22 protein-coding genes and 1 riboswitch are annotated in these 20,542 nt (G+C 42.0%); of the genes, 20 read left to right on the forward strand and 2 right to left on the reverse strand.

The genetic code is table 11. The features are described from left to right. Nucleotides 1-77: 77 nt before the first annotated feature. The 14 genes from AEQ18_RS09585 (at nt 78) to AEQ18_RS09650 (ending at nt 13,421) form a co-directional block, all read left to right on the forward strand. Nucleotides 78-608 (forward strand): GNAT family N-acetyltransferase, encoded by a 531-nt coding sequence (locus AEQ18_RS09585; protein WP_054116120.1) that lies wholly within the window; start codon nt 78-80, stop codon nt 606-608. A gap of 80 nt (nt 609-688) precedes the next feature. Further along, the gene (locus AEQ18_RS09590) at nt 689-1,456 is read left to right on the forward strand and encodes a C39 family peptidase (protein ID WP_054116121.1); all 768 of its coding nucleotides are present in this window, start codon (nt 689-691) and stop codon (nt 1,454-1,456) included. Between the two features lie 405 nt (nt 1,457-1,861). Then, a complete protein-coding gene (locus tag AEQ18_RS09595; RefSeq protein ID WP_054116122.1) occupies nt 1,862-2,830 on the forward strand; it encodes a homoserine O-succinyltransferase in 969 nt (322 codons plus the stop codon). Then, on the forward strand, nt 2,820-4,037 hold the full coding sequence (locus AEQ18_RS09600) for a MalY/PatB family protein (RefSeq protein WP_054116123.1): 1,218 nt from the start codon (nt 2,820-2,822) through the stop codon (nt 4,035-4,037). Before AEQ18_RS09595 ends, AEQ18_RS09600 begins: the two co-directional genes overlap by 11 nt. Further along, nucleotides 4,027-5,121, forward strand: a complete 1,095-nt coding sequence (locus AEQ18_RS09605; protein WP_054116124.1) for an aminotransferase class I/II-fold pyridoxal phosphate-dependent enzyme — start codon at nt 4,027-4,029, stop codon at nt 5,119-5,121. Before AEQ18_RS09600 ends, AEQ18_RS09605 begins: the two co-directional genes overlap by 11 nt. A gap of 272 nt (nt 5,122-5,393) precedes the next feature. Next, nucleotides 5,394-6,221 (forward strand): MetQ/NlpA family ABC transporter substrate-binding protein, encoded by an 828-nt coding sequence (locus tag AEQ18_RS09610; protein WP_054116125.1) that lies wholly within the window; start codon nt 5,394-5,396, stop codon nt 6,219-6,221. Between the two features lie 14 nt (nt 6,222-6,235). Beyond that, a complete protein-coding gene (locus AEQ18_RS09615) occupies nt 6,236-7,819 on the forward strand; it encodes an ABC transporter substrate-binding protein (protein WP_054116193.1) in 1,584 nt (527 codons plus the stop codon). Nucleotides 7,820-7,885: 66 nt separating this feature from the next. Continuing rightward, a complete protein-coding gene (locus AEQ18_RS09620; RefSeq protein WP_054116126.1) occupies nt 7,886-8,845 on the forward strand; it encodes an ABC transporter permease in 960 nt (319 codons plus the stop codon). Next, the gene (locus tag AEQ18_RS09625) at nt 8,845-9,675 is read left to right on the forward strand and encodes an ABC transporter permease (protein WP_054116127.1); all 831 of its coding nucleotides are present in this window, start codon (nt 8,845-8,847) and stop codon (nt 9,673-9,675) included. Before AEQ18_RS09620 ends, AEQ18_RS09625 begins: the two co-directional genes overlap by 1 nt. Nucleotides 9,676-9,677: 2 nt before the next feature. Next, the gene (locus AEQ18_RS09630; protein ID WP_054116128.1) at nt 9,678-10,565 is read left to right on the forward strand and encodes an ABC transporter ATP-binding protein; all 888 of its coding nucleotides are present in this window, start codon (nt 9,678-9,680) and stop codon (nt 10,563-10,565) included. Beyond that, complete coding sequence (locus AEQ18_RS09635; protein WP_054116129.1) at nt 10,553-11,443, forward strand: ATP-binding cassette domain-containing protein; 891 nt, start codon at nt 10,553-10,555, stop codon at nt 11,441-11,443. Before AEQ18_RS09630 ends, AEQ18_RS09635 begins: the two co-directional genes overlap by 13 nt. Beyond that, a complete protein-coding gene (locus tag AEQ18_RS09640; protein ID WP_054116130.1) occupies nt 11,440-11,841 on the forward strand; it encodes an OsmC family protein in 402 nt (133 codons plus the stop codon). Before AEQ18_RS09635 ends, AEQ18_RS09640 begins: the two co-directional genes overlap by 4 nt. Before the next feature lie 387 nt (nt 11,842-12,228). Next, the gene (locus tag AEQ18_RS09645; RefSeq protein WP_054116131.1) at nt 12,229-12,468 is read left to right on the forward strand and encodes a hypothetical protein; all 240 of its coding nucleotides are present in this window, start codon (nt 12,229-12,231) and stop codon (nt 12,466-12,468) included. Nucleotides 12,469-12,644: 176 nt separating this feature from the next. Then, nucleotides 12,645-13,421, forward strand: coding sequence for a DUF2325 domain-containing protein (locus AEQ18_RS09650; protein WP_235505521.1), 777 nt, complete (start codon nt 12,645-12,647; stop codon nt 13,419-13,421). On the opposite strand, the gene AEQ18_RS09655 is transcribed toward AEQ18_RS09650, so the two are convergent. Continuing rightward, nucleotides 13,411-14,067, reverse strand: a complete 657-nt coding sequence (locus AEQ18_RS09655; RefSeq protein WP_054116133.1) for a Crp/Fnr family transcriptional regulator — start codon at nt 14,065-14,067, stop codon at nt 13,411-13,413. The genes AEQ18_RS09650 and AEQ18_RS09655 overlap by 11 nt on opposite strands. Nucleotides 14,068-14,324: 257 nt before the next feature. On the opposite strand from AEQ18_RS09655, the gene AEQ18_RS09660 reads away from it, so the two are divergent. The 3 genes from AEQ18_RS09660 to AEQ18_RS09670 all read left to right on the forward strand — a co-directional run bounded on the left by AEQ18_RS09660 (nt 14,325) and on the right by AEQ18_RS09670 (nt 16,606). Beyond that, nucleotides 14,325-15,548: an MFS transporter gene (locus tag AEQ18_RS09660; protein WP_054116134.1), complete on the forward strand. Its 1,224-nt coding sequence runs from the start codon at nt 14,325-14,327 to the stop codon at nt 15,546-15,548. 28 nt (nt 15,549-15,576) lie between these two features. Beyond that, complete coding sequence (locus tag AEQ18_RS09665; RefSeq protein ID WP_054116135.1) at nt 15,577-15,759, forward strand: hypothetical protein; 183 nt, start codon at nt 15,577-15,579, stop codon at nt 15,757-15,759. Nucleotides 15,760-15,951: 192 nt separating this feature from the next. Continuing rightward, a riboswitch (THF riboswitch) is annotated at nt 15,952-16,049 on the forward strand. A gap of 26 nt (nt 16,050-16,075) precedes the next feature. After that, the gene (locus tag AEQ18_RS09670; protein WP_082348642.1) at nt 16,076-16,606 is read left to right on the forward strand and encodes a folate family ECF transporter S component; all 531 of its coding nucleotides are present in this window, start codon (nt 16,076-16,078) and stop codon (nt 16,604-16,606) included. Between the two features lie 64 nt (nt 16,607-16,670). Here the strand turns inward: AEQ18_RS09670 and AEQ18_RS09675 are convergent, their stop codons facing one another. Continuing rightward, nucleotides 16,671-17,564, reverse strand: coding sequence for an Rgg/GadR/MutR family transcriptional regulator (locus AEQ18_RS09675; RefSeq protein ID WP_054116137.1), 894 nt, complete (start codon nt 17,562-17,564; stop codon nt 16,671-16,673). Nucleotides 17,565-17,761: 197 nt separating this feature from the next. Between AEQ18_RS09675 and AEQ18_RS15590 the strand changes: the two genes are divergently transcribed. From AEQ18_RS15590 to licT, 3 genes are all read left to right on the forward strand, one after another. After that, on the forward strand, nt 17,762-17,941 hold the full coding sequence (locus AEQ18_RS15590) for a hypothetical protein (RefSeq protein WP_152911906.1): 180 nt from the start codon (nt 17,762-17,764) through the stop codon (nt 17,939-17,941). 396 nt (nt 17,942-18,337) lie between these two features. Next, nucleotides 18,338-19,384 carry a hypothetical protein gene (locus AEQ18_RS09680; protein ID WP_054116138.1) on the forward strand — a complete coding sequence of 349 codons (1,047 nt, stop codon included), beginning with the start codon at nt 18,338-18,340 and terminating at the stop codon, nt 19,382-19,384. Nucleotides 19,385-19,610: 226 nt separating this feature from the next. Then, the gene (licT, locus tag AEQ18_RS09685; protein ID WP_054116139.1) at nt 19,611-20,447 is read left to right on the forward strand and encodes a BglG family transcription antiterminator LicT; all 837 of its coding nucleotides are present in this window, start codon (nt 19,611-19,613) and stop codon (nt 20,445-20,447) included. Nucleotides 20,448-20,542 lie beyond the last annotated feature (95 nt).

Raw genomic sequence — 20,542 nt, forward strand, 5'->3', positions numbered from 1 at the left:
ATAAAAAAAGCGTGTTTTAGATAACTAGTTCTAGGATATAATATGATTGTAGCGCACATGAAGGAGAGAAAAGAGGCATGGACATTCGAACCATTCAAACACAAGATGAGGAAGAAATTGAACAGTTGATTCGCGAAGCCTTTGAACAATCAGATCACGGATACAATGATGAAGGAAAATTAGTAACGAATATTCGCAACAGCTCAGGTTACGTGCAGGATTTAGAAGTTGTGGCAGTAACTGAAAGCGGGAAAATAGTTGGACATGGACTGATGAGTCCATGTGAAGTAATCAATGAAAAAGGAGAACGTTTTTTAGGTTTGGTGCTGGCGCCCTTGAGTGTCTCAGTTTCCTATCAAAGGAAGGGCATTGGTGGAGAAATAGTCAATGAACTTGAAAAAAGAGCACAAAAAGGGAATGACCGATTTGTCAGTATATTAGGTGATCCAACCTACTATGCTAGATTTCATTATGTTCGGGCAAGCAAGTATCAGATTTTTTCTTCTGATGAAGTGCCTGATGAGGCATTTATGATCAAACCATTGTATGCGCAAGCGCTCCAGTCAGTTCAAGGCACATTAAGATATTCGACCGCGTTTGACCTATAGTATACAATGACAATCCATCTGAATAGGCGGGTCCATTTGTTTTCGGTATAATGAATAAAAGGCATGCAAGGAGGGGACCAATGAAGAAAAAAACAGTTATATCTATTGTTTCATGTTTGAGCCTTGGTGCAGTCTTCTTTTGGTGTTTCTTTGACAGCGAGCAAGGTGCGTCCCCTTTCATCCTTCAGCGAGATCAGATAGTGGATGAAGCAGGAACGAGTGCCTCATCATCAAGGAACGAGGAACCAGCAGAAGCAATTCGTTTAGATGTGCCACTTGAAAACCAGTTTGATGAAGTGGCATTGGGCAATGGATGTGAAGTCACCGCATTGTCGATGCTGTTGAATTATTATGCTATCGATACTGATAAAAACACCTTAGCCTCAATCCTCAACTATGTGCCTGTCTATGAAGAGGGCGGCTATCGAGGTGATCCCCGAGAAGGCTTTGTCGGGAATATTTATGGGGGCGATGCGGCGATGGGGGTGGATGTTGAACCAATCGCTGAAGTGGCAAAACAAGTCGTACCAGAAGATGTTCAAGTTGTCAGCGGTCGTGATCGCAGCTTTTCTGAGCTTTTGACGGTCTTAGCATCCGGAACACCTATCTGGATGATCGCAACGTTGGAGCTGCAGGTGCCGACAAACGATGATTTTTTCAGTTGGGAAACCCAAAATGGGCCCATCTATGTGACTGCGTTGATCCATAGCGTCGTCATCACTGGCATCGATGAAGAGACAATGTACGTCAATGATCCCTATGGCTACAAAGACCGTGCGGTCAGTAAAACGGATCTTGCTGAAATTTACGAGAAGATGGGGCAACAGTATCTTTATTTGCAAAAATGAAAAAATGCTGAAAGTTCTCGTTGACAGTAGATGAAAAAACAATTATAATTTTTGAAAATTACGTATAGAATTTGATGAACGTTGAAGAGAAGAGTAGCAGATCGACGAAGGTACAGAGACTCCGGTTGGTGAGAAAGGAGAATGAGGCGATTTGTGAAGATGAACTCCGAGTTTTTTATTTGGTTCACGCCAAACAAACGGAATGCGCCCGTTACCGCGCCAAGTATCATAGTGTACTGTTGAGGTGTTATTTGTGAGAATAACACGAATGAGGGTGGTAACGCGCGTCAGTCGTCCCTTTTGCCGTAAGGCAAAAGGGGCGGCTTTTTTGTGTTTTGTTCGCGCGATCGATCAATATATCTCCCCCATAAGAAATGCACCATCAAAGCAAAAGGAGAGAAAGAAATGCCGATCATTATTCCCAAAGAGTTGCCAGCCGCGACGGTCCTGCAAAAAGAGAATGTCTTCGCTTTGTTGCAGCACAAAGCAGCGCAGCAAGAGATACGTCCTTTAAAAATCGCCATCGTCAATTTGATGCCGCAAAAAATCGCTACTGAAAACCAACTGTTGCGCCTGCTTTCCCAAAGCCCGTTGCAAATAGAGGTCACGTTATTAAAAATGGCCGACCATGAAAGCAAGAATACCTCCTTGAACCATATGGAAAAATTCTATGAAGCATTTTCTGTGATCCAGCAGCAACGCTTCGATGGCTTGATCATCACTGGGGCGCCTGTAGAAAAAATGCCTTTTGAAGCCATTGATTATTGGCAAGAATTACAAGAAATCATGGCCTGGAGCCAAACCAACTGTACGTCAGTCTTGCATATTTGCTGGGGTGCACAAGCTGGACTTTATTACCATTATGGCATCGATAAAGTCAGGTATCCGCAAAAACTATTTGGTGTCTTTGAACAAGAAGTCACCCATTTTCATCCATTGGTTCGCGGGTTTGACGATGTTTTCTACACACCCCACTCGCGTTATACGGGAATTGATGAAACCAAGCTTGCACAACTACCACTAGAAGTATTGGCAGCTGGCCGAGAAACAGGACCGACCATGTTTGTTTCTGAGAATCATAAAAATGTTTTTTTGCTGGGGCATTTTGAATATCATACCACCACGTTGAATGAAGAATATTTGCGAGACATGGAACGGGGATTAGATACAGCGTTACCTAGCCACTATTTTGCGAACGATCATTTAGGCGGTAAGATCACCAATCGCTGGCGTGGACACGCCTCACTGTTCTTTAGCAATTGGATCAATGAAACCTATCAACGGACACCATACGATCTGACCATCAAACCGACCAAAGAAGGCTATCGGATTGGCAGTGAATTGGAGGGGAGAGCACATATCAATGACGACTGACAGCTTTATTTCAGATTATGCACGTCAACGTACGCAGACCGATTCATTGAAATGGGATCTGGTGGACCAACGATTTGACGGCAAAGATTTGCTGCCATTGTGGGTGGCAGATATGGACTTTGCAGTACCTGCTGCTGTGACCGAGGCATTGCATCGCCGTGTCGCACAAGGGGTATTTGGATACAGCATCGTGCCCAAGGATTACGTCGCCGCATATCAAGGCTGGCAAGAGCGACATTGGCAAACGTCGTTCCAGGAGGATTGGCTAAGGTTTTCCACAGGAGTGGTCCAATCATTGTATGATTTGCTTCATTGTTTCACAAAAGCGGGAGATGCGATTTTGATCCAGCCGCCTGTGTACTATCCGTTTTTCGATAGTATCAAAGATACCAAACGGCGAATCATTGAAGCACCATTACTAGCACAAGGCGATACATACCAAATTGATTTTGACGCCTTTGAACGCAAAATCAAAGAAGAATCGGTGAAACTATTTATCTTTTGTTCGCCCCATAATCCGGCAGGGCGGGTCTGGTATGCAGATGAGATCAAACAGTTGCTGGCGATCTGCCAAAAATACCAGGTGCTGGTGATCGCAGATGAGATCCATGGTGATTTGATTCTACCGGGCCATCGATTTGTATCTGCAGTGACCGTTGCGGCATCCCTAGATTTTGAAGGCGTGATCGTGGTCAATTCGCCATCAAAAACTTTTAATTTAGCCGGTTTGCTGCTCTCGCACATCTGGTTGCCAAGTGAAACACTCCAGCAGCGATACGATGCATGGGCCAAACAATACAAACAGACAGAAGTCAATATCTTTGGGTTGACCGCCGCCAAAGCCGCCTATCAACATGGAGATGAATGGCTTGAACATATTTTGGCCGTCGTGGCACAAAATGCGGAGACTGTGGCACATGGTTTGCGACAAGCTGTACCAGAAGTGCGGACAGCGCCACTTGAAGGAACATACTTGTTATGGATCGACATGCGCGGATTAGGCATAGACAATCTCAAACAACTGGTGCAAGACGAGGCAGGATTGGCCGTTGATTATGGGGCGTGGTTCTCACAAGCATATGCTGGTTTTATTCGTCTGAATCTTGCGACAACACCGACGATCATTGCAGCAGCGTTAGATCAATTGATTCGATCTATCAACACATACAAACAGCAGACATTTGAGGAGGATATCCATGACAATTGATACAGCAACATTTCTTGCACAGCTAGGCAATCGTTCAGACAAACAAACCGGCGCAATCAGTGCCCCCATCTATTTATCTACGACGTTTGCCCATCCAGAACTTGGTCAAAGTACGGGGTATGACTACACCCGCACCAAAAATCCTACACGGGATATTTTGGAAGACGGCCTTGCCAAGTTGGAAAAAGGGGCGAAAGCGGTGGTGACCAGTTCAGGCATGAGCGCGATTGCCTTGATCTTTGACTTGTTTCCTGGTGGTAGTCGCTTCTTGGTTTCCCGTGATCTTTACGGAGGGAGCTTTCGTTACTTTGATGAATTGGAGAAACGCCAAATCGCCACGTTTGATACCTTCAGTTCAATCGAAGAATTGGCTGCAAAAGCCGCGCCTGGTTTAACAGCAGTGTTTCTGGAAACACCGACCAATCCATTGATGACGATCACAGATATTGCAGCAACGGCGGAGATTGCCCACCGATATGAGGCACTTCTGATCGTCGATAATACCTTTTTGACGCCTTTACGACAGCTACCTTTAACAGAAGGGGCGGATATCGTGATCCATTCCGGCACCAAGTTTTTGTCTGGACACAATGATATTTTGGCGGGCGTCGTCGTGGCGAAGACGCAGACATTAGGGGAAAGACTCTATTTTCTTGCCAATACGTCAGGACCTACATTGAGCAGTTTCGATACGTGGTTATTCATCCGCAGTTTAAAGACCTTGCCGCTGCGTTTTGAAAAACAAGAAACCAATGCCAAGGCGATCGTCGATTACTTGAAAGACCATCCACTGGTCAAAGATGTGCTTTATCCAGAAGCTGGTGCCATGATCAGTATCCGTGTCCATGATGCGGAGAAAATCAGTGCCTTTTTGCGGGCATTAACGGTATTTACATTTGCTGAAAGTTTAGGAGGTGTAGAAAGTCTGATCACCTATCCAACGACCCAGACCCATGCTGATATCCCGAAAGAATTACGGGAATCATATGGTCTGACACCGGATTTGTTGCGGATTTCAATCGGGATCGAAAATCCGCAAGACTTGATCAATGATTTAGAACAAGCGTTGCACGTGTTTCAATAAACCGATCAAAGATCAGTTCGGTATATGCCAAAAAAAGGTCCATTTATATGAAGTGATTTTATTGACAGTTTCAGTTGTATAGGATAAAGTTACACTACATATGAATGGTCATTCCGATGTCTTTGCGTACGTACTTTGGCTCTTCAATCGATTGTTTGAAGAAAGGCAAGGCGAATAGATGCGGATGTCGGCAATTGGTCTAGTTGCCATTGCGACATTCGTTCAAGGCAATTGGCTGATCTGAGGAGGGAACAAAAGGGGATAAAAGGAAAATGAAAAAATATTTGGTTCATTTGTCGATCGGCTTGGTTAGCTTATTGACGATCGGGGCACTGGCGGCCTGCGGCAACAGCAATGCAGCAGAGGAAGCAACAGTGGTCAAATTGGGTGTTGTCGGAGAGCAAAATGAAGCGTGGGAACATGTTCAAGAAGAATTGAAAGAAAAAGAACATATTGATTTGCAACTCGTTAAATTTACCGATTATCGGCAGCCCATCGTGGCGCTAGAAGATGGCTCCATCGATTTGCATGCAGCCTTGACAGAGATTTTCATGGACAATGTCAATGAAGAAAGCGGCTATTCAAATACGACTATTGCTTATACTACATTGAATCCGTTGGGGATTTATTCGGAGAAAATCAGCGATATCAGTGCATTAGCGGATGGCGCCACTGTGGCATTGCCCAATGATGTATCCAACGAAAGCCGCGCGCTCTTGTTGCTGCAAACAGCTGGCTTGATCACTTTAGATGCAGACAAAGGGTTATTGCCTACAACCAGCGATGTGACGGATAATCCGAAACAACTGAATTTCGAATTGTTGGATGCCAATCAAACCGCTCGGGCATTGACGGATGTCGATATTTCACTGATCAACAATGGTATGGCAGTAGATGCCGGCTTAATCCCGACAGAAGATGCGATTTATCTGGAACCAGTGGCAGATTCTTCTCAACCATATTACAATGTGATCGCCGCGCGGGCGGATGAAAAAGACAACGAAGTCTATCAAACGGTCGTCAAGTATTATCAGACGGATGAAGTCAAAGCAATTATAGAGGATGTAACAAAAAAATCGAGTATACCTGTATGGGAATAGGAAGTAGGATGGATATGAAAAATTGGAAAAAAGGTTTAGCAAGTATCGCTGTGATCGGGTTGGGATTCGCGCTCGCAGCTTGTGGTTCTTCAAATAGTACGGATGAAACGACAAATAGTTCAACCACTGCAGCAGCAGATGATTCAACATTCACTTATGCAATCAGTGGCGATCCTTCATCAACAAACCCAATCAATACCAGTGACCGCTGGGGATTGACTGTAACGAACATGATTTATTCACCTTTAGTTGCAGTTGAAGCAGATGGTACAACGAAGAATGTTTTGGCAGATTCGGTTGAAGCTGCTGATGATGGTCTATCTGTGACTGTTAAATTGAAACAAGACATCAAATGGTCTGATGGCGAAGACTTTACCGCAGATGATGTGGTCTTCACCTACGAACAAAAAGTCAAAAAAGAGAACGGCAATGCGGATTCATTATGGGTTGACGATCAGCCGATCTCGATTGAAAAAGTCGATGACTACACGGTGAAATTTGTATTGCCTTCACCAAGCGCTTCCGCAGTCAGCAATATCGCGACTGAAACATACATTATTCCTGAACATATCTATAAAGATGTAACGGATTTTTCAGTGGCAGAATTGCCTGAATCACCAGTAGGTACCGGTCCATATAAATTAAAAGAATACAAACGCGGCGAGTACTTCACGTTTGAAGCCAATGAAAACTACTTTGAAGGTGCGCCATCGATCAAAAATGTGACGTTGCGAATCATTGAAAGTACCGATACAGCAAAAGTGGCGTTGCAAAAAGGCGAAGTTGATGCAGCGGTTGTCTTGCCTTCTGATATTGAAGATTTAGACGATTCTCAAATCACTGTCTATCCATACACCGAAAACCGTATCGGTTACTTAGGCTTGAACACCAATACTGATGAATTGAAAGATGTCAAAGTCCGTCAAGCCGTTTTATATGCCTTGAACAAAGATGAATTGAATCAAGGGGCGTATTTGAGTGACGAGTATTATGCCACACCATACTCATTCTTACCGCCAAATAATCCATATGTCACAGAAGATGTGGAAAAATATGACACCAATGTCGATAAAGCCAAAGAACTGTTACAAGAAGCAGGCGTATCAGATTTAACACTGAACATCGCCTTCACATCGACAGATCCAGCACAAACGATCCAGGCGACATTGATCCAACAACAGTTGCAACAAGCTGGCATCACCGTCAATCTTGAAGGTGGCGATGGCACAGCGATTTTCACTGAATTGAAAAAAGCGGACTCAACCAAATACAATCTATTCCTTGGCGGTTATATCATGGGGAATGATCCTGATTTGTATGCGCGTCTATTTACGACAGGTGGTGGTTCTAACTACTTCCAAGCCAACATTGAATCGATCGATACGTTGTTTGCAGAAGCTGCTGTAGAGCTAGATGCTGACAAACGGGCGGATCTATATGATGAATTACAACAAGTCATTGCAGATGAAGCCATCATTTATCCAATCGTCGACAACAAGAAAATTTTAGCGGTCAATAACCGAATCGGAAATGTAGAGGATGCATCTTTGATCCCAATCTACACTTTCGAAGATATGTCTAAATTGACGATCAAGTAATCCATTGGCTGTGATAAAGCGTGTTTATCACAGCCTTTTTTTGATGAACAAGAAAGTAGGTCTGTCATGTTCCAGTATATTGCCAAACGAATCTTGCAAGCGATCCCCTTGCTTTTCGTGATATCGTTTATTGTGTTTTCTCTCATACATATCGCACCGTATGACGTGATCGACTCGATCACGACGCCCAATATGACGCAAGAGCAAGTCGACTTGCTGCGTCAACGTTATGGGTTGGATCAACCATTCTTGGTCCAATATTTTTTATGGATCAAAAATATCTTCACCGGAAATCTAGGATTTTCCTTGGTTTCTCAAAATAGTATCTCTTCCGAATTGGCTACGCGGATCCCGAACACGATTCGTCTGGTCTTGCCGGCTTATTTGACTGCATTGATCTTAGCCATTCTTTTAGGTTTATTGGCAGCAGCCAATAAAGGGAAAATCTGGGATCGGATCATTGATGCCATTGCTTCGCTAGGCATTGCGGTACCAACTTTTTGGTTTGCCATGATTTTGATTTATGTGTTCGGTTATCTGCTAAATATGTTTCCGATCATCGGGATGCATACGGTGGGCAAAGAAGGAGATTTTGGTGATTTTATTCAGCACTTTATCTTGCCTTATGTCACATTGACAGTGGCTTTTTTCCCTGACTTGACGAGATATATTCGCGCTTCAGCAACACAACAAGTTTCAGAAGATTACGTCATGGTTCAGCAAGCTTTTCATGCCAGTAAATGGCAGATTTTCAGCCGGCATATCAGCCGTAATATCTTGATTCCAGTCGTGACACAGATTGGCTTGGCATTGCCGATGCTGGTCACTGGTGCGATTATTACCGAAACGATTTATGGCTGGCCAGGTGTTGGGCCATACTTGATGAGTGCGACCAAAAGTTTAGATTATCCTGTGATCATGGCCATCATGCTGCTATCTGCTACCCTGGTCATCATGGGGAATTTGCTGGCCGATGTATTATACTCGGTGGTTGATCCTCGGATCCGTAAAGGGGGCAGCAAATAATGCAACGATTAAAAGCAATGAGAAGAACGATCCTGTCTTCTCCTGTCTATCTTTTTTCAGTGATCTTTTTGACATTACTGATCATCCTATCCTTGGCGGCACCGTTGATTCCCATTGATCCCAATGCTACGGATGTCAGCAATATGTCACAACCCCCAAGTTGGACTCACTTATTTGGTACCGATGAAGTGGGGAGAGATTACTTTATCCGTGTGGTCTATGGCGGCCGTGTCTCCTTATTCGTTGGGGTTTTGGCGATGATCACTGCGACGTGTATCGGAACGCTGGTAGGACTCACAGCAGGGTATTTCGGTGGCTGGATCGATAGTCTATTGATGCGGATCGTGGATGTTCTTTCCTCAATTCCATGGTTGGTTCTTGTGATCGTATTGAGTGTCTTCTTGCGTCCTGGTTTGACCACGATCATCATTGTGATCGGCGGTTTTTCATGGATGAGCATCGCCCGCTTGATCCGTGGCGAAACATTGGCGGCCAAAGAGCGAGAGTATGTTGCCTATGGCAAATTTATCGGTCGTTCCGCCATCAGTATTATATTTAAACATATTTTCCCGGCAGTCTTACCAACCCTGATCGTGGCGGCTTCTGCCAGTATTTCCAGTGCCATCATGACTGAATCTGCCTTAAGTTTCCTTGGTCTGGGGATTCAGCAGCCTATGGCCTCGTGGGGCAGTCTGTTGCAAAACGCTCAAAACAGCTTGCAACGGGCGCCATATATGGCGATCTTACCAGGGTTATTCGTGATTTTTACCATTTATTCTTTCAATAATATTGGCGACATGATCAAACATGTCCTTCAAAGAGAGGTGTGACCATGACAAAGGAATTATTATCGATCAAAGGCCTTTCGGTCACCTTCAGTAATAAGCACGGCCAAAAACAGTTGGTCAAAGATGTTGACCTGTCGATCCCCAAAGGACAAGTGGTGGGGATCGTGGGAGAATCAGGCAGTGGCAAGAGTATGACCATGAAAAGTGTGATGGACCTCTTGCCTGAACATGTCAGTGATCAGTTTGACCATTATGAATTTGATGGACAAGCCATCAGCAATCGTCGGAAGTTGCCGATCGCGATGATTTTTCAAGATCCGATGACCTCCTTGAACCCGCTGCGAACGATTGGCTATCATTTAGTAGAAGTTATTCGCCGCAATCGATCGATCAGTAAGAAAGCGGCCCAAACTGCAGCAATCCAAGAATTGACCAAAGTGGGGATTCCATCACCCGCACAACGAATGAAACAATATCCCCATGAATTGTCTGGCGGAATGCGGCAGCGGGTGATGATCGCGATGGCATTGCTGGCCCAACCAGAATTGCTGATTGCGGATGAACCAACGACGGCGTTAGATGTAACGATCCAAGCCCAAATCTTGGCGCTGATCAAAAACCTGCAAAAAGAAAATCAATTGTCTGTAGTCTTGGTCACCCATGATTTTGGCGTTGTTGCTGGGATGTGTGATTATATCAAAGTGATGTATCAAGGACGCGTAGTGGAAGAAGGCACGACTGAAGATATTTTTTATCAACCTGCCCATCCCTATACCAAACAATTGCTGCAGGCTGCGCATTTAGGGGACAAACAGGCAGAGTTGAAAATCTTTGATTATCATGAGGTCTTACCAGAAACCTTGATCAAACAAGAATTGAGTGCAACACATCGGGTGTGGTTGAGTCAGGAGGCAGCAAAATGGAAGAATTGATTCGCGTAGAACATGCCAGTAAAACCTTTCGCAGCAAAAATTGGCGCGGAGTCCTTCAAGAAGTCCGTGCCGTAGAGGATGTGTCATTGACGATCCATCGTGGTGAAACATTAGGTTTGGTGGGAGAGTCTGGTAGTGGCAAAACAACATTGGGGCGCAGTATGCTTCATTTGGAACAGCTCACATCAGGTAAAGTCTATTTCGAAGGCAAGGATCTTGCTACGTTGTCGAAAAGTGAACAGAAAGCAGCGTATCAAGCCATGCAAGTCATTTTTCAAGATCCTTATTCATCCTTGAATCCACGGATGACAGCTTTGGAGTTGGTGATGGAGCCTTTGTTGACCGACAGCAAGGAAGCCGCAACGGCGAAAGCCAAAGAAATTCTTGCAATCGTAGGCATCACAGGAGAAGATGTGCATAAGCTGCCAAGAAGTTTTAGTGGCGGACAACGGCAACGCATTGGGATTGCACGAGCAGTCGTCAATCGACCGGCATTTGTCTTATGTGATGAACCTACATCTGCGTTAGATGTTTCGATTCAAGCCCAGATCATTCAGCTATTGCTGCAGCTGCAAAAAGAATTTTCTTTGTCCTATCTGTTTATTTCCCATGACTTATCTGTGATTCGTCATATCAGTGACCGGACAGCAGTCATGTATCAAGGAAAATTGGTCGAGCTGGCACCAACAGCGCAACTGTTTGAAAATCCACAACATCCGTATACCAAGAAATTATTAGCGGCAGCACCAATCGCAGATCCAGTGTTGGCACGGGCTGCGATGATTCAACCAGAAATCAATCAAAGTATTCAGTTGTCTGCGCATTTCGAATGGATCGAAGTCGCAGAGGGACACTATGTTAGGAGAGAAAAACAATGACAGTCGAAACATTAACGATTCATGATGGTAGAAATGAAAACGACAAATTTGAAATGCAGACGCCTACTGGCAACTGGATCCTAGCCAGAGAACAAGGCTATTCTCCAGTGCAAATGCTGGTCAGCGCTGTAGCAGCTTGTGGCGGTTATGTCTACCGCTCTGTGTTGGAAAACTCTAAAGTTGAGGCGCAAATCAGCAAAATCGAAGTCAGCTATGACCGAGATCCTGAGAAAAAAGCTGAACCAGTCAGTGCCATCCAAATCAAGTTTACAGCTAAAGTTGCAGAAGCGGACCAAGAAAAAGCCATTCGCTGCTTGAAATTGATTTCACCCAATTGCCCGGTGATCCAATCGTTGGACCCCACAATCACAGTGACGGAAACTGTGGCGTTTATTTAAGTCTTAAATATGCATGGGTAGCGGCTGATGACACGAGACGTTTTAGCAGCTCGATACTCGAAAAAGCAGCAACAAAAGTGTTGATTGTTTGCTAAATTTTAAATGGGATTCATTTTTGTCCTAAATGAGAAGTTTTTATACATGTAAAAGGCGACATCAAATTCCTAAAGTATGGAAATTGGTGCCGTCTTTTTTTACATATGTCATCAGCCCTATTATGATAATTTCGTATTTTGTTACTTGCGTAAAAATTGAAATTAGGTAAAATATAGTTAAAATAAAGTACTTTGCGTCTAAATATGTTTGTTTTTATGACATTTTTTTGGATTTTAACAAATGAGTCGTTTACCTGAATAAACAAGTTACGGCCTGATTGGAGGAGAAAGCGTGAGAAAAGAGACAATGATAGCATTAATAAAAGAAGAAATGATAGAGGTCTTGAAAAATCTGGATTCAAAAAATCTGTTACATGTTTCTGAGGTTCTTGAAAGTCAAATAAATATCTTAAAAGCAGTAAGCAAAGGTGCCTTTTTTGAAAGCGCTACAAAAAAGAAGAGAAAGATGAAACGTTCGCTAATAAGAAGATTGAACAAACAAAAAAGTCTGAACCAGAACAATCTGTCATAAAAAAGACCAAAGAGCGATTCCAAGAAAAAATACTAGATGATGGGAATATTATTCATGGTATTTTTCACAGAATGCTCCGCGGAGGAACGGTTCACACAAAAAAAGAATTATACGTACCGGAATCCATCTGTCGTCAAATGGACTTCCATAATGATGACTTAATAGAAGCAACGTATTTGAAAATTGTCAAAAATAAACCTTATTATACCTATCGATTGCTAAAAAAAAATCCGACTCAGTCAATCGAACAAAGAGAAGAAATTACTGGTATTGCCATCAAAAAACATCACGATCTTAAAAGACTTTATATCGAACTATCGAGACCACAAGAAGATTTTCCAACAACTATTTTATTAAAAGATAATGACATTGATCAGTTTAACTTGAAAGAGGGAGACATAATTGACTATGTGTGTCATCCTGATGATGTGATGTTAGGGTGTGTCTTGTGGAAACATAGAGTAGATCCCTTTCCTATTATCGAAGAACAAAGCCAAAAAGTAGCGAGTAAACGAATATCTCCGAAGAAGGCAAGGAGAGCTTTCTTGCCAATCTTTGAAGGATTAAACATTCTGACCGTTGGTGGAAATCCATCTTTAACGGATTATCTCAAAGAAGAAATTGAAAAACGGTCAGGCAATTTTATAAGATTAAGAGGATATGAAAAACGACCAACAATGGTGGCTAAAATTAAGTCAGCAGATATTGTTGTTGTATATACAGAGGCTATTAGCCATGAAGCAATGTACCTAACAAAAGATATATGCAAGAAGTATGATATTGTTCATACATTTACGAAAAATTGCGGGAAGAATCAATTTGTGAAAAGAATTTCTTCTTTAAAAAAGAAACTGCCTCAGAAAAATGCATATTTTATGATCGCATTATCCAGACCTGCTTCATTTTTTCTAGGGAAACAGTTTAATCAATTGACGCTTATCATCAGTAAATAATGTTTTCGCGAATCATCTCAATGTTCTTCACGAGTAATTTGCGATCAACACTTTGCAAGGCGCCGGCTTCCCGCAAACGCTGCATCATGCGATTGACACTACTGGCCGAAGTAATGCCGCAAAAACGGGCAATTTCTTCATTGGTGACTTCAAAGTCGATCAAAACCCCATCCGCCGTTTTCACGCCAAAGGTTTCGTATAGTTCATTGATTTGCGTACAAACAGCCCCATATTTACCATTCATCAGCATTTGCTGCATTTTCTTCATCGTATCCATCAAATTTTTGCGGTAATACTCTTTGACATAATCTTGCAGCTGCCGATCATGGTTGACATCGGTCCAAAACTGATCGCGAACGATTTTGTATAATGCAGCTTCCTCCGACTCTACACGGACATTGAAGGGGGCTTCGACTTCTTGCGAGTACTCATCCTTGAAAAGAGAAACGATCTCGAAGTCATTGAGATAGCGCAAATTGAATTCTCTGCCTTCATGGGTCACGACACTCGTCTTGATAATGCCTTTTTTCAAGATATAGACATAACGGTCAGGAATACCTTCATAAGTCAAATAGCTTTTTTTCTTGCGCATGACAACTGGTATTGATTTTTTCTCAAGATACCTACTAAGTATTTGTTTATCCACCCAAACTGCTCCTCATCTATCATTGACTTTTTTCTGAAAAAAATCTGAAAGTTCAAATATTCTCGCTTAATTAAAAGACATTTCAGACGAAAAAGCAATAACAAATGTTAATGTTTCTTGTTATTGTGCTTTTACAGCAACAAATGCGATTTTCAGAAAATTTCATATTCAGTATATTTAAGTCATTCAAATGGGTAATGGGAGGGATCAAATCTTTACTGGATACGGGTCAAAAACGAAGGAGGAGAAAGCAGCACATGCAAGAAAGTCAAAACGAAAAATTATTTAACAAGGGATTTGTGACGATTACCATCATTAATTTTATTGTATTTCTTGTGTATTATTGTTTTGTCGTGATCACGGCAAAATTCGCCACGCAGGAATTAGGGGCAACGACTGCACAAGCGGGATTGGCAGCCGGCATTTATATTATTGGGACATTGATTGCCCGTTTGTATATTGGGAAAATTTTGGAATTGGTAGGACGCAAAGCGATTTTGCGCTGGGGAATTATTTTTTATGTCATCACGACAGCTGCGTATTTGATCTCATCAAATATCTTTATTTTAGAAGGGGTTCGCTTTTTGAATGGATTTGCTTATGGTACAGTGTCTACTGCCGCCAACGCAATCGTTACAGCATATATCCCTGCGTCTAAACATGGAGAAGGGATCAACTATTATGGCTTGAGTACGAGCTTGGCAGCCGCTGTCGGTCCATTTATCGGGATGCTATTGTTGCCAACGTTAGGCTTTCAATTTATCATCTGGCTGGCAACGATCTTATCGATTGCCACAGCGATTGCTTGTTTCGCCTTTCCAGTTGAGAATATTACGTTGACGCCGGAACACGCCGCAGAATTAAAGAAATGGTCATTAAAATCTTTCGTGGAAACCAAAGTTCTCTTTATATCGGCGATCGGCTTTTTGATCGGCTTTGCTTACTCAAGTGTCCTGAGCTTCTTATCGATCTACGCCAGTGATCTAGGGCTAGAAACTGCTGGGGCATTCTTCTTTGTGGTCTATGCTTTGTCTGTCACATTCACACGGCCAGCAACTGGGAAATTGTTTGACCGTCACGGGGCAGATGCTGTGATGTATCCAAGTTTCATCTTTTTGACACTCGGTTTGTTTTTGTTGAGTATCACAGGCAATAGCGCCATGTTATTGATCGCTGGTTGTTTCGTTGGATTAGGCTACGGTACATTTATGTCAAATGGACAAGCAGTGTGTTTGAAAGAAGTGGATCCTCATCGGATTGGGGTGGCCTTATCAACCTACTTCATTGGTTTGGATCTAGGCTTAGGGGTCGGTCCATATGTATTAGGTAGTTTGCACGGATTATTGAGCTATGCACAAATTTATATCGTGTGCGGATTGATTCCAGTCGTCGTCATCGTCTTGTACAAATTGTTTTATAAAACAAAAAATGTTGTTGAAAATGCAAGTATCTTAGAACAGCAAGTCAAACAATCAAAATAAAAATGAGTGGAAAAGGGAGTTGCCAACCATGGATAGCAATCAGTTGATTATTGAAGCCTTGAACAAATTAGTGATGAATGTCAATGAACTTAATGAAGAAATGCATGCGATGAAACAAGTCACCACGAGTATGACGATCGAGCAAGTCGAGATCGATCACCAATTACGCGACATCAAATCAGTCTTGATCAACGACAATTTGATTGGGTGATGTGATAAGCTGAGACAAAATAAACCTTTCCCGTAAAAGATCTGATTGCGTTCATCAGTCAATTCTTTTGCGAGAAAGGTTTTTTTGTAAATGCGAACGATCAATGAAAATATTCAGAAAAATAAGTGGGAAAAATTGTCGACAGCTTCCGTTGTGTGCTATAGTGTGTCTGGGTAGAAATACCTAATAAAAATCAGAGTAGGAAATAAAGCGTTAAGTGCTGAAAGGATGGGATGTTGCCTTTCGGACGAAGGACGGTTGTCCGCGGTTTTATTTTCGCATTCGCTGCATGTACTTGTAGCAACTCTAAAAGGAGATGCTCGTTATGAAAAGAAAAGTCGATGCACACATGATCGCGATCATGGGACTTTTGATTGCCTTGATGGTAGTCTTGTCGCAAATTTTGGGCTTTGAAACAGCCTATATCAAACTCACTTTTTCCTTCGTGCCCCAAATGATCATGGGGATGTTATTCGGTCCATTTTGGACAGCCATAGGTTCCTCATTGGCGGATATCGCAGGAATGGTGTTATTTCCAAAATCAGCATACTTTTTCGGTTTTACGATCAACGCCTTTGTCGGTGGGTTGATTTACGGGTTCTTTTTCTACCGTAAAGAAGTGACCCTCAAAAGAGCCGCGTTGGTGGTCTTGCTGAACACAGTGTTGATCACACTGATCTTGACACCCATTTGGCTATCGATGATGCTGAATATTCCACTAACAAGCTGGGCAATCTGGTCTGTGCGTTTACTCAAAGCCCTGATCATGTTCCCAATCCAAACAGCGATGATCTATCTCGTCGGTCGGGCTGTACCCTATAAACGATTGACCCGACGATTTATCTAACTGCCACAACGAATGAACCAACATCCAGTAAAGCCAACGAACTGTTCGTTGGCTTTATTTATGCTTATTTTGTTTTTGGATTAGTGATCGCTTCGGCATGATAAGGCTGTACAGTATCCGCTACTTTCTTTAATTGTTCAGCCAACCGGTCTTGTCGAATAAACTGCAAGACCGCTAATGCCCCATCAATGGTTTCCTGCCCATGTTCTTTGTCGTTGTGAAAAATGGCCAACACCCCCTCAAAGAAACGGATCATGACCCGAATACGATCGTTATCCGGCGGGAGGTCACTTGATAGATAAGACAAAATAGTAGACAAGGCTGTGGGATTTTTGCGATCGATAAATAAGTAGGCTGCGTTTGTCAGCAACTTCGTATAAATTTGATATTGTTGATTTAAAGTATTGTGAAAATATTTTTTTTGGCTTAATTTTTCGATTTGAAAGAGAATAAAGGTATCATCGAACAAAAATAAAAGATTTGTAAACGTCGATAATTCAAATTTCCCCCACGTATCGATGCGGTTCAAATAGTCTTTGACCTTCTGTTCAATCTCATATCTTTCAGTTGTGTCTTGTTTCTGAAATTCATTGTTCAAAATCAAGGTATATTGACTAGATAATATATAATACATAAAATCATCACTTGCCGCATAGGCTTGTTTGGCAGTATCGATCAATGAAGTTAAGGTTGCATGGTCATGTTGATAGTAGACTTGCTGCATACGGCGTGACAACTTTATTTTATCTGAAAGTGCTTGATCGTTCAGTTGATAATCAAATTCCTCCAAAGTGACATTCATTCGGTCTAAGTAAGCCTTTAATGTATCGAATGCAATACGATGTCCTTTTTGCTCAAAGGTTGCTAACGTACTGCGTTCAGAGATGCCTTCGGCCAATTTGCGTTGGGAAAGATTGCGTTCTTTACGCAATTGTTTCAATAGTTGATTTGCTTCCACCTGATTGCCTCCTCGTCAAAAGTAAAGTGGACGGAAAAATAGTCCAATTATGTTTCTCTTTTATTTTCGCTATAAAATAGTAGTAAGTCAATCATCTATAACTGTCGATCATTCCCTTCATTTTCTTGGTTGGGAAGTCAAGAAAAAAGCAGGCGTAATTGGGTGCAGTGATAGAAGCCTTTCGTTATCAGGTTTGATTGACTTATAGTGAAATGGATCTAACGTTTGGGGATCCATTGGTTTCATCAAATAATTTACTTGCGCAATCATTGGTTTTCTTTCAAACAGGAATGATTGAGCCCAAAAATCAGGCGCATAAGCACACGACCAATTGGTCTATGGCTTATGTGGCCTTTTTTGGTTATCTGGTCATATGAGAAAACTTGTCGCTGGAATGGCAGAAGAGGACAATCACAACATGTTTTTATGATGCATGACCATTGAATGGAAGCGAAGGGGCAGACATGTATATCGTCGGATCAACTCATTTGGTGTCAAAGCTAAAAATCTATAAATGTAAAGCAATACGACTTATAAAAAAACAACAAATACCTTGAACAAAGTGACGAGCAAAAATAACGGCAGATGATTGGCGCTAATATATGCCGTTTGTTTGGTCATAAAAACCTATGAATTAGGTATTTGGCACTAAAAATTTTAAGTAGATATTGTTTTGCTGTTTTTTCGAACCGAACTGTATCAAGCAGATTAATTGATAAAAAAACAACCTGTTGTTAAACTATAACTATCATAAAGAACAGGAGGATGGAAGAATGAAAAGAGGATTTAGAAATTATTTAGGCGCAGATGAGCGTGAGGCAGGCTATAATTTGTCTTGGGGATCTATTTTTGCAGGTGTTGTGACGTTTATTGCATTATTTATGACATTGTCACTGATTGGGTCAGCAATCGGCTTTGGTATGGTGGAACCCACATCAAATGATCCGTTAGATGGGGTAGGAACCGGATTGATCATTTGGACGATCGTGACGTTTGTCTTGGCATTATTTGGTGCCGGCTTCGTGTCAGGTGTTTCTGCACGACGTATTGGATTGGTGCACGGTTTCTTGACATGGGCAACGAGTATGATCGTCATGGTGGTCATGTTGTCTTACTTAACTGTAGGTGCGTTTTCATTGGTTGGCTCATTATTGGGCAATATCGGCTCAGCAGTAGGCAGTACAGTAGAAACCGTCGCTGGTGGAACTGCAGATGTCGCTTCTAAAGCCTTTGATGAGATCACTGGAAATATGGAAGACATCAATACAGATGAATTGCAAGCCAATGTCAATGATGTTTTAGAAGATACCGATGTGGCGGAGCTGCAACCTGATTACTTGCAAAACCAATTGTCAGATGCAACAGATGACATCACGGAAGCAGGCAAAGAAATTGCCACAAATCCTGAGAATGCAGACCAAATCATTGATGATCTATCTACCAAATTACAAGATCGTGCGACAACGATTGGCGATGCAGTTGATGAAGACGCCATTTCAAATGCAGTCGCGCAAAATACTGATTTAAGCCAACAAGAAGCAGATGAAGCGACACAAAATATCGTCGATGGTTTACAAACAGCATCAGATGAAGCGCAACAACAAATCGAAACAGCGCAACAAAATCTTGAACAAGCCAAACAAGAGATTGATCAAGCAATCGAAGATGCTAGACAAGCAGCAGATGAAGCAAGTGATACAACCGCACAAGCATCTATCTGGGGCTTTGTAGCAATGGTTCTAGGGTTAGCCTTGACCTCATTCGGTGGAATGATTGGTGCCAACTTGGTAAAAACAGCTGATCATGAGAATCGGATCTAACCACTTGTTTCGTTCGTCTTATTAGCGGAAGATCTTGATAGGAACATCAATGTAACAGACCGTTTGGTCTTGCGCTACATTGATGTTTTTTTATTCACTTGAGAGAAAAGCCTTATTGACTGGTAAGAACTCTCATGCTACACTGGCTCTGAGGATTGTTACCGCTTTATGTGGGCTATACCTATTTTTTGTGTGAATAAATCTAAAAAAGAATAGGATTGTAAGTATGAATGTAACAAAAGTGATCAATAACAACATTGTGATCTCTGAGAACGATGACCAGCAAGAATTGGTTGTCATGGGCAAAGGCTTAGGTTTTAAGCAAAAACCGGGTGATTTGATCGATGAAGCCAAAATCGAAAAAGTGTATCTCAGTACACAAGAATGGAATGTCACAAAACTAACGCAGTTACTTTCGTCAATACCGATCGAGCAAATACAGGTTGCGAATGAAATCATTAGCTTTGCCAAAGTTTCTTTAGGGAAAAAATTGAGCGAAAATTTGTTTCTCACGCTGACCGACCATATCAATTATGCGATTGAGCGCTATCAAAATGGAATGGAGATCAAGAATGCGCTTCTGTGGGAAATCAAACGATTTTATAACCATGAATTTTTGATTGGAAAAGAAGCGTTATCGATCATAAAAAACCGCTTATTCGTTGATTTACCGGAAGATGAAGCCGGATTCATCGCCTTGCATATCGTGAATGCAGAGCTTGATATGGGACAAGTGAGTCAAGTGTCAGAGATGGCAAAAATCATTCAACATATTTTAAATATCGTCAAATATCATTTTTCGATGGAACTTGATGAGTATTCATTGAATTATGAACGCTTTGTCACACATCTTAAGTTTTTCGTCCAACGATTATTCAGCGGAACAAAATTAGATGATGCAGGGACTGGCAGTTTCATTTTCATGCTAAAAGATCGCTACATGAAAGAATATGCATGCGCGTTAAAGATCAGCGAGTATATCCAAAAAGAATTTGGGCGTCCGTTAGAAGAAGATGAATTGATTTATTTAACCATTCATATCAAACGAATAACTAGCGAATAGGATTGTTACTGGCTTGCCAGGCTATACCTAAATAAACTCTTGTAAGAGTTTATTTAGGTATTTTTTTATGTTTTTCACACAGGAAACATACAACG

Source organism: Enterococcus sp. RIT-PI-f, from assembly GCF_001297065.1.
In the GTDB taxonomy this organism is placed as follows: Bacteria; Bacillota; Bacilli; order Lactobacillales; family Enterococcaceae; genus Enterococcus_D.

Coding starts and splice junctions, on each gene's coding strand:
- AEQ18_RS09585 (WP_054116120.1), top strand. CDS start 78: ATGGACATTCGAACCATTCAAACACAAGATGAGGAAGAAATTGAACAG.
- AEQ18_RS09590 (WP_054116121.1), top strand. CDS start 689: ATGAAGAAAAAAACAGTTATATCTATTGTTTCATGTTTGAGCCTTGGT.
- AEQ18_RS09595 (WP_054116122.1), top strand. CDS start 1,862: ATGCCGATCATTATTCCCAAAGAGTTGCCAGCCGCGACGGTCCTGCAA.
- AEQ18_RS09600 (WP_054116123.1), top strand. CDS start 2,820: ATGACGACTGACAGCTTTATTTCAGATTATGCACGTCAACGTACGCAG.
- AEQ18_RS09605 (WP_054116124.1), top strand. CDS start 4,027: ATGACAATTGATACAGCAACATTTCTTGCACAGCTAGGCAATCGTTCA.
- AEQ18_RS09610 (WP_054116125.1), top strand. CDS start 5,394: ATGAAAAAATATTTGGTTCATTTGTCGATCGGCTTGGTTAGCTTATTG.
- AEQ18_RS09615 (WP_054116193.1), top strand. CDS start 6,236: ATGAAAAATTGGAAAAAAGGTTTAGCAAGTATCGCTGTGATCGGGTTG.
- AEQ18_RS09620 (WP_054116126.1), top strand. CDS start 7,886: ATGTTCCAGTATATTGCCAAACGAATCTTGCAAGCGATCCCCTTGCTT.
- AEQ18_RS09625 (WP_054116127.1), top strand. CDS start 8,845: ATGCAACGATTAAAAGCAATGAGAAGAACGATCCTGTCTTCTCCTGTC.
- AEQ18_RS09630 (WP_054116128.1), top strand. CDS start 9,678: ATGACAAAGGAATTATTATCGATCAAAGGCCTTTCGGTCACCTTCAGT.
- AEQ18_RS09635 (WP_054116129.1), top strand. CDS start 10,553: ATGGAAGAATTGATTCGCGTAGAACATGCCAGTAAAACCTTTCGCAGC.
- AEQ18_RS09640 (WP_054116130.1), top strand. CDS start 11,440: ATGACAGTCGAAACATTAACGATTCATGATGGTAGAAATGAAAACGAC.
- AEQ18_RS09660 (WP_054116134.1), top strand. CDS start 14,325: ATGCAAGAAAGTCAAAACGAAAAATTATTTAACAAGGGATTTGTGACG.
- AEQ18_RS09665 (WP_054116135.1), top strand. CDS start 15,577: ATGGATAGCAATCAGTTGATTATTGAAGCCTTGAACAAATTAGTGATG.
- AEQ18_RS09670 (WP_082348642.1), top strand. CDS start 16,076: ATGCTCGTTATGAAAAGAAAAGTCGATGCACACATGATCGCGATCATG.
- AEQ18_RS09680 (WP_054116138.1), top strand. CDS start 18,338: ATGAAAAGAGGATTTAGAAATTATTTAGGCGCAGATGAGCGTGAGGCA.
- licT (WP_054116139.1), top strand. CDS start 19,611: ATGAATGTAACAAAAGTGATCAATAACAACATTGTGATCTCTGAGAAC.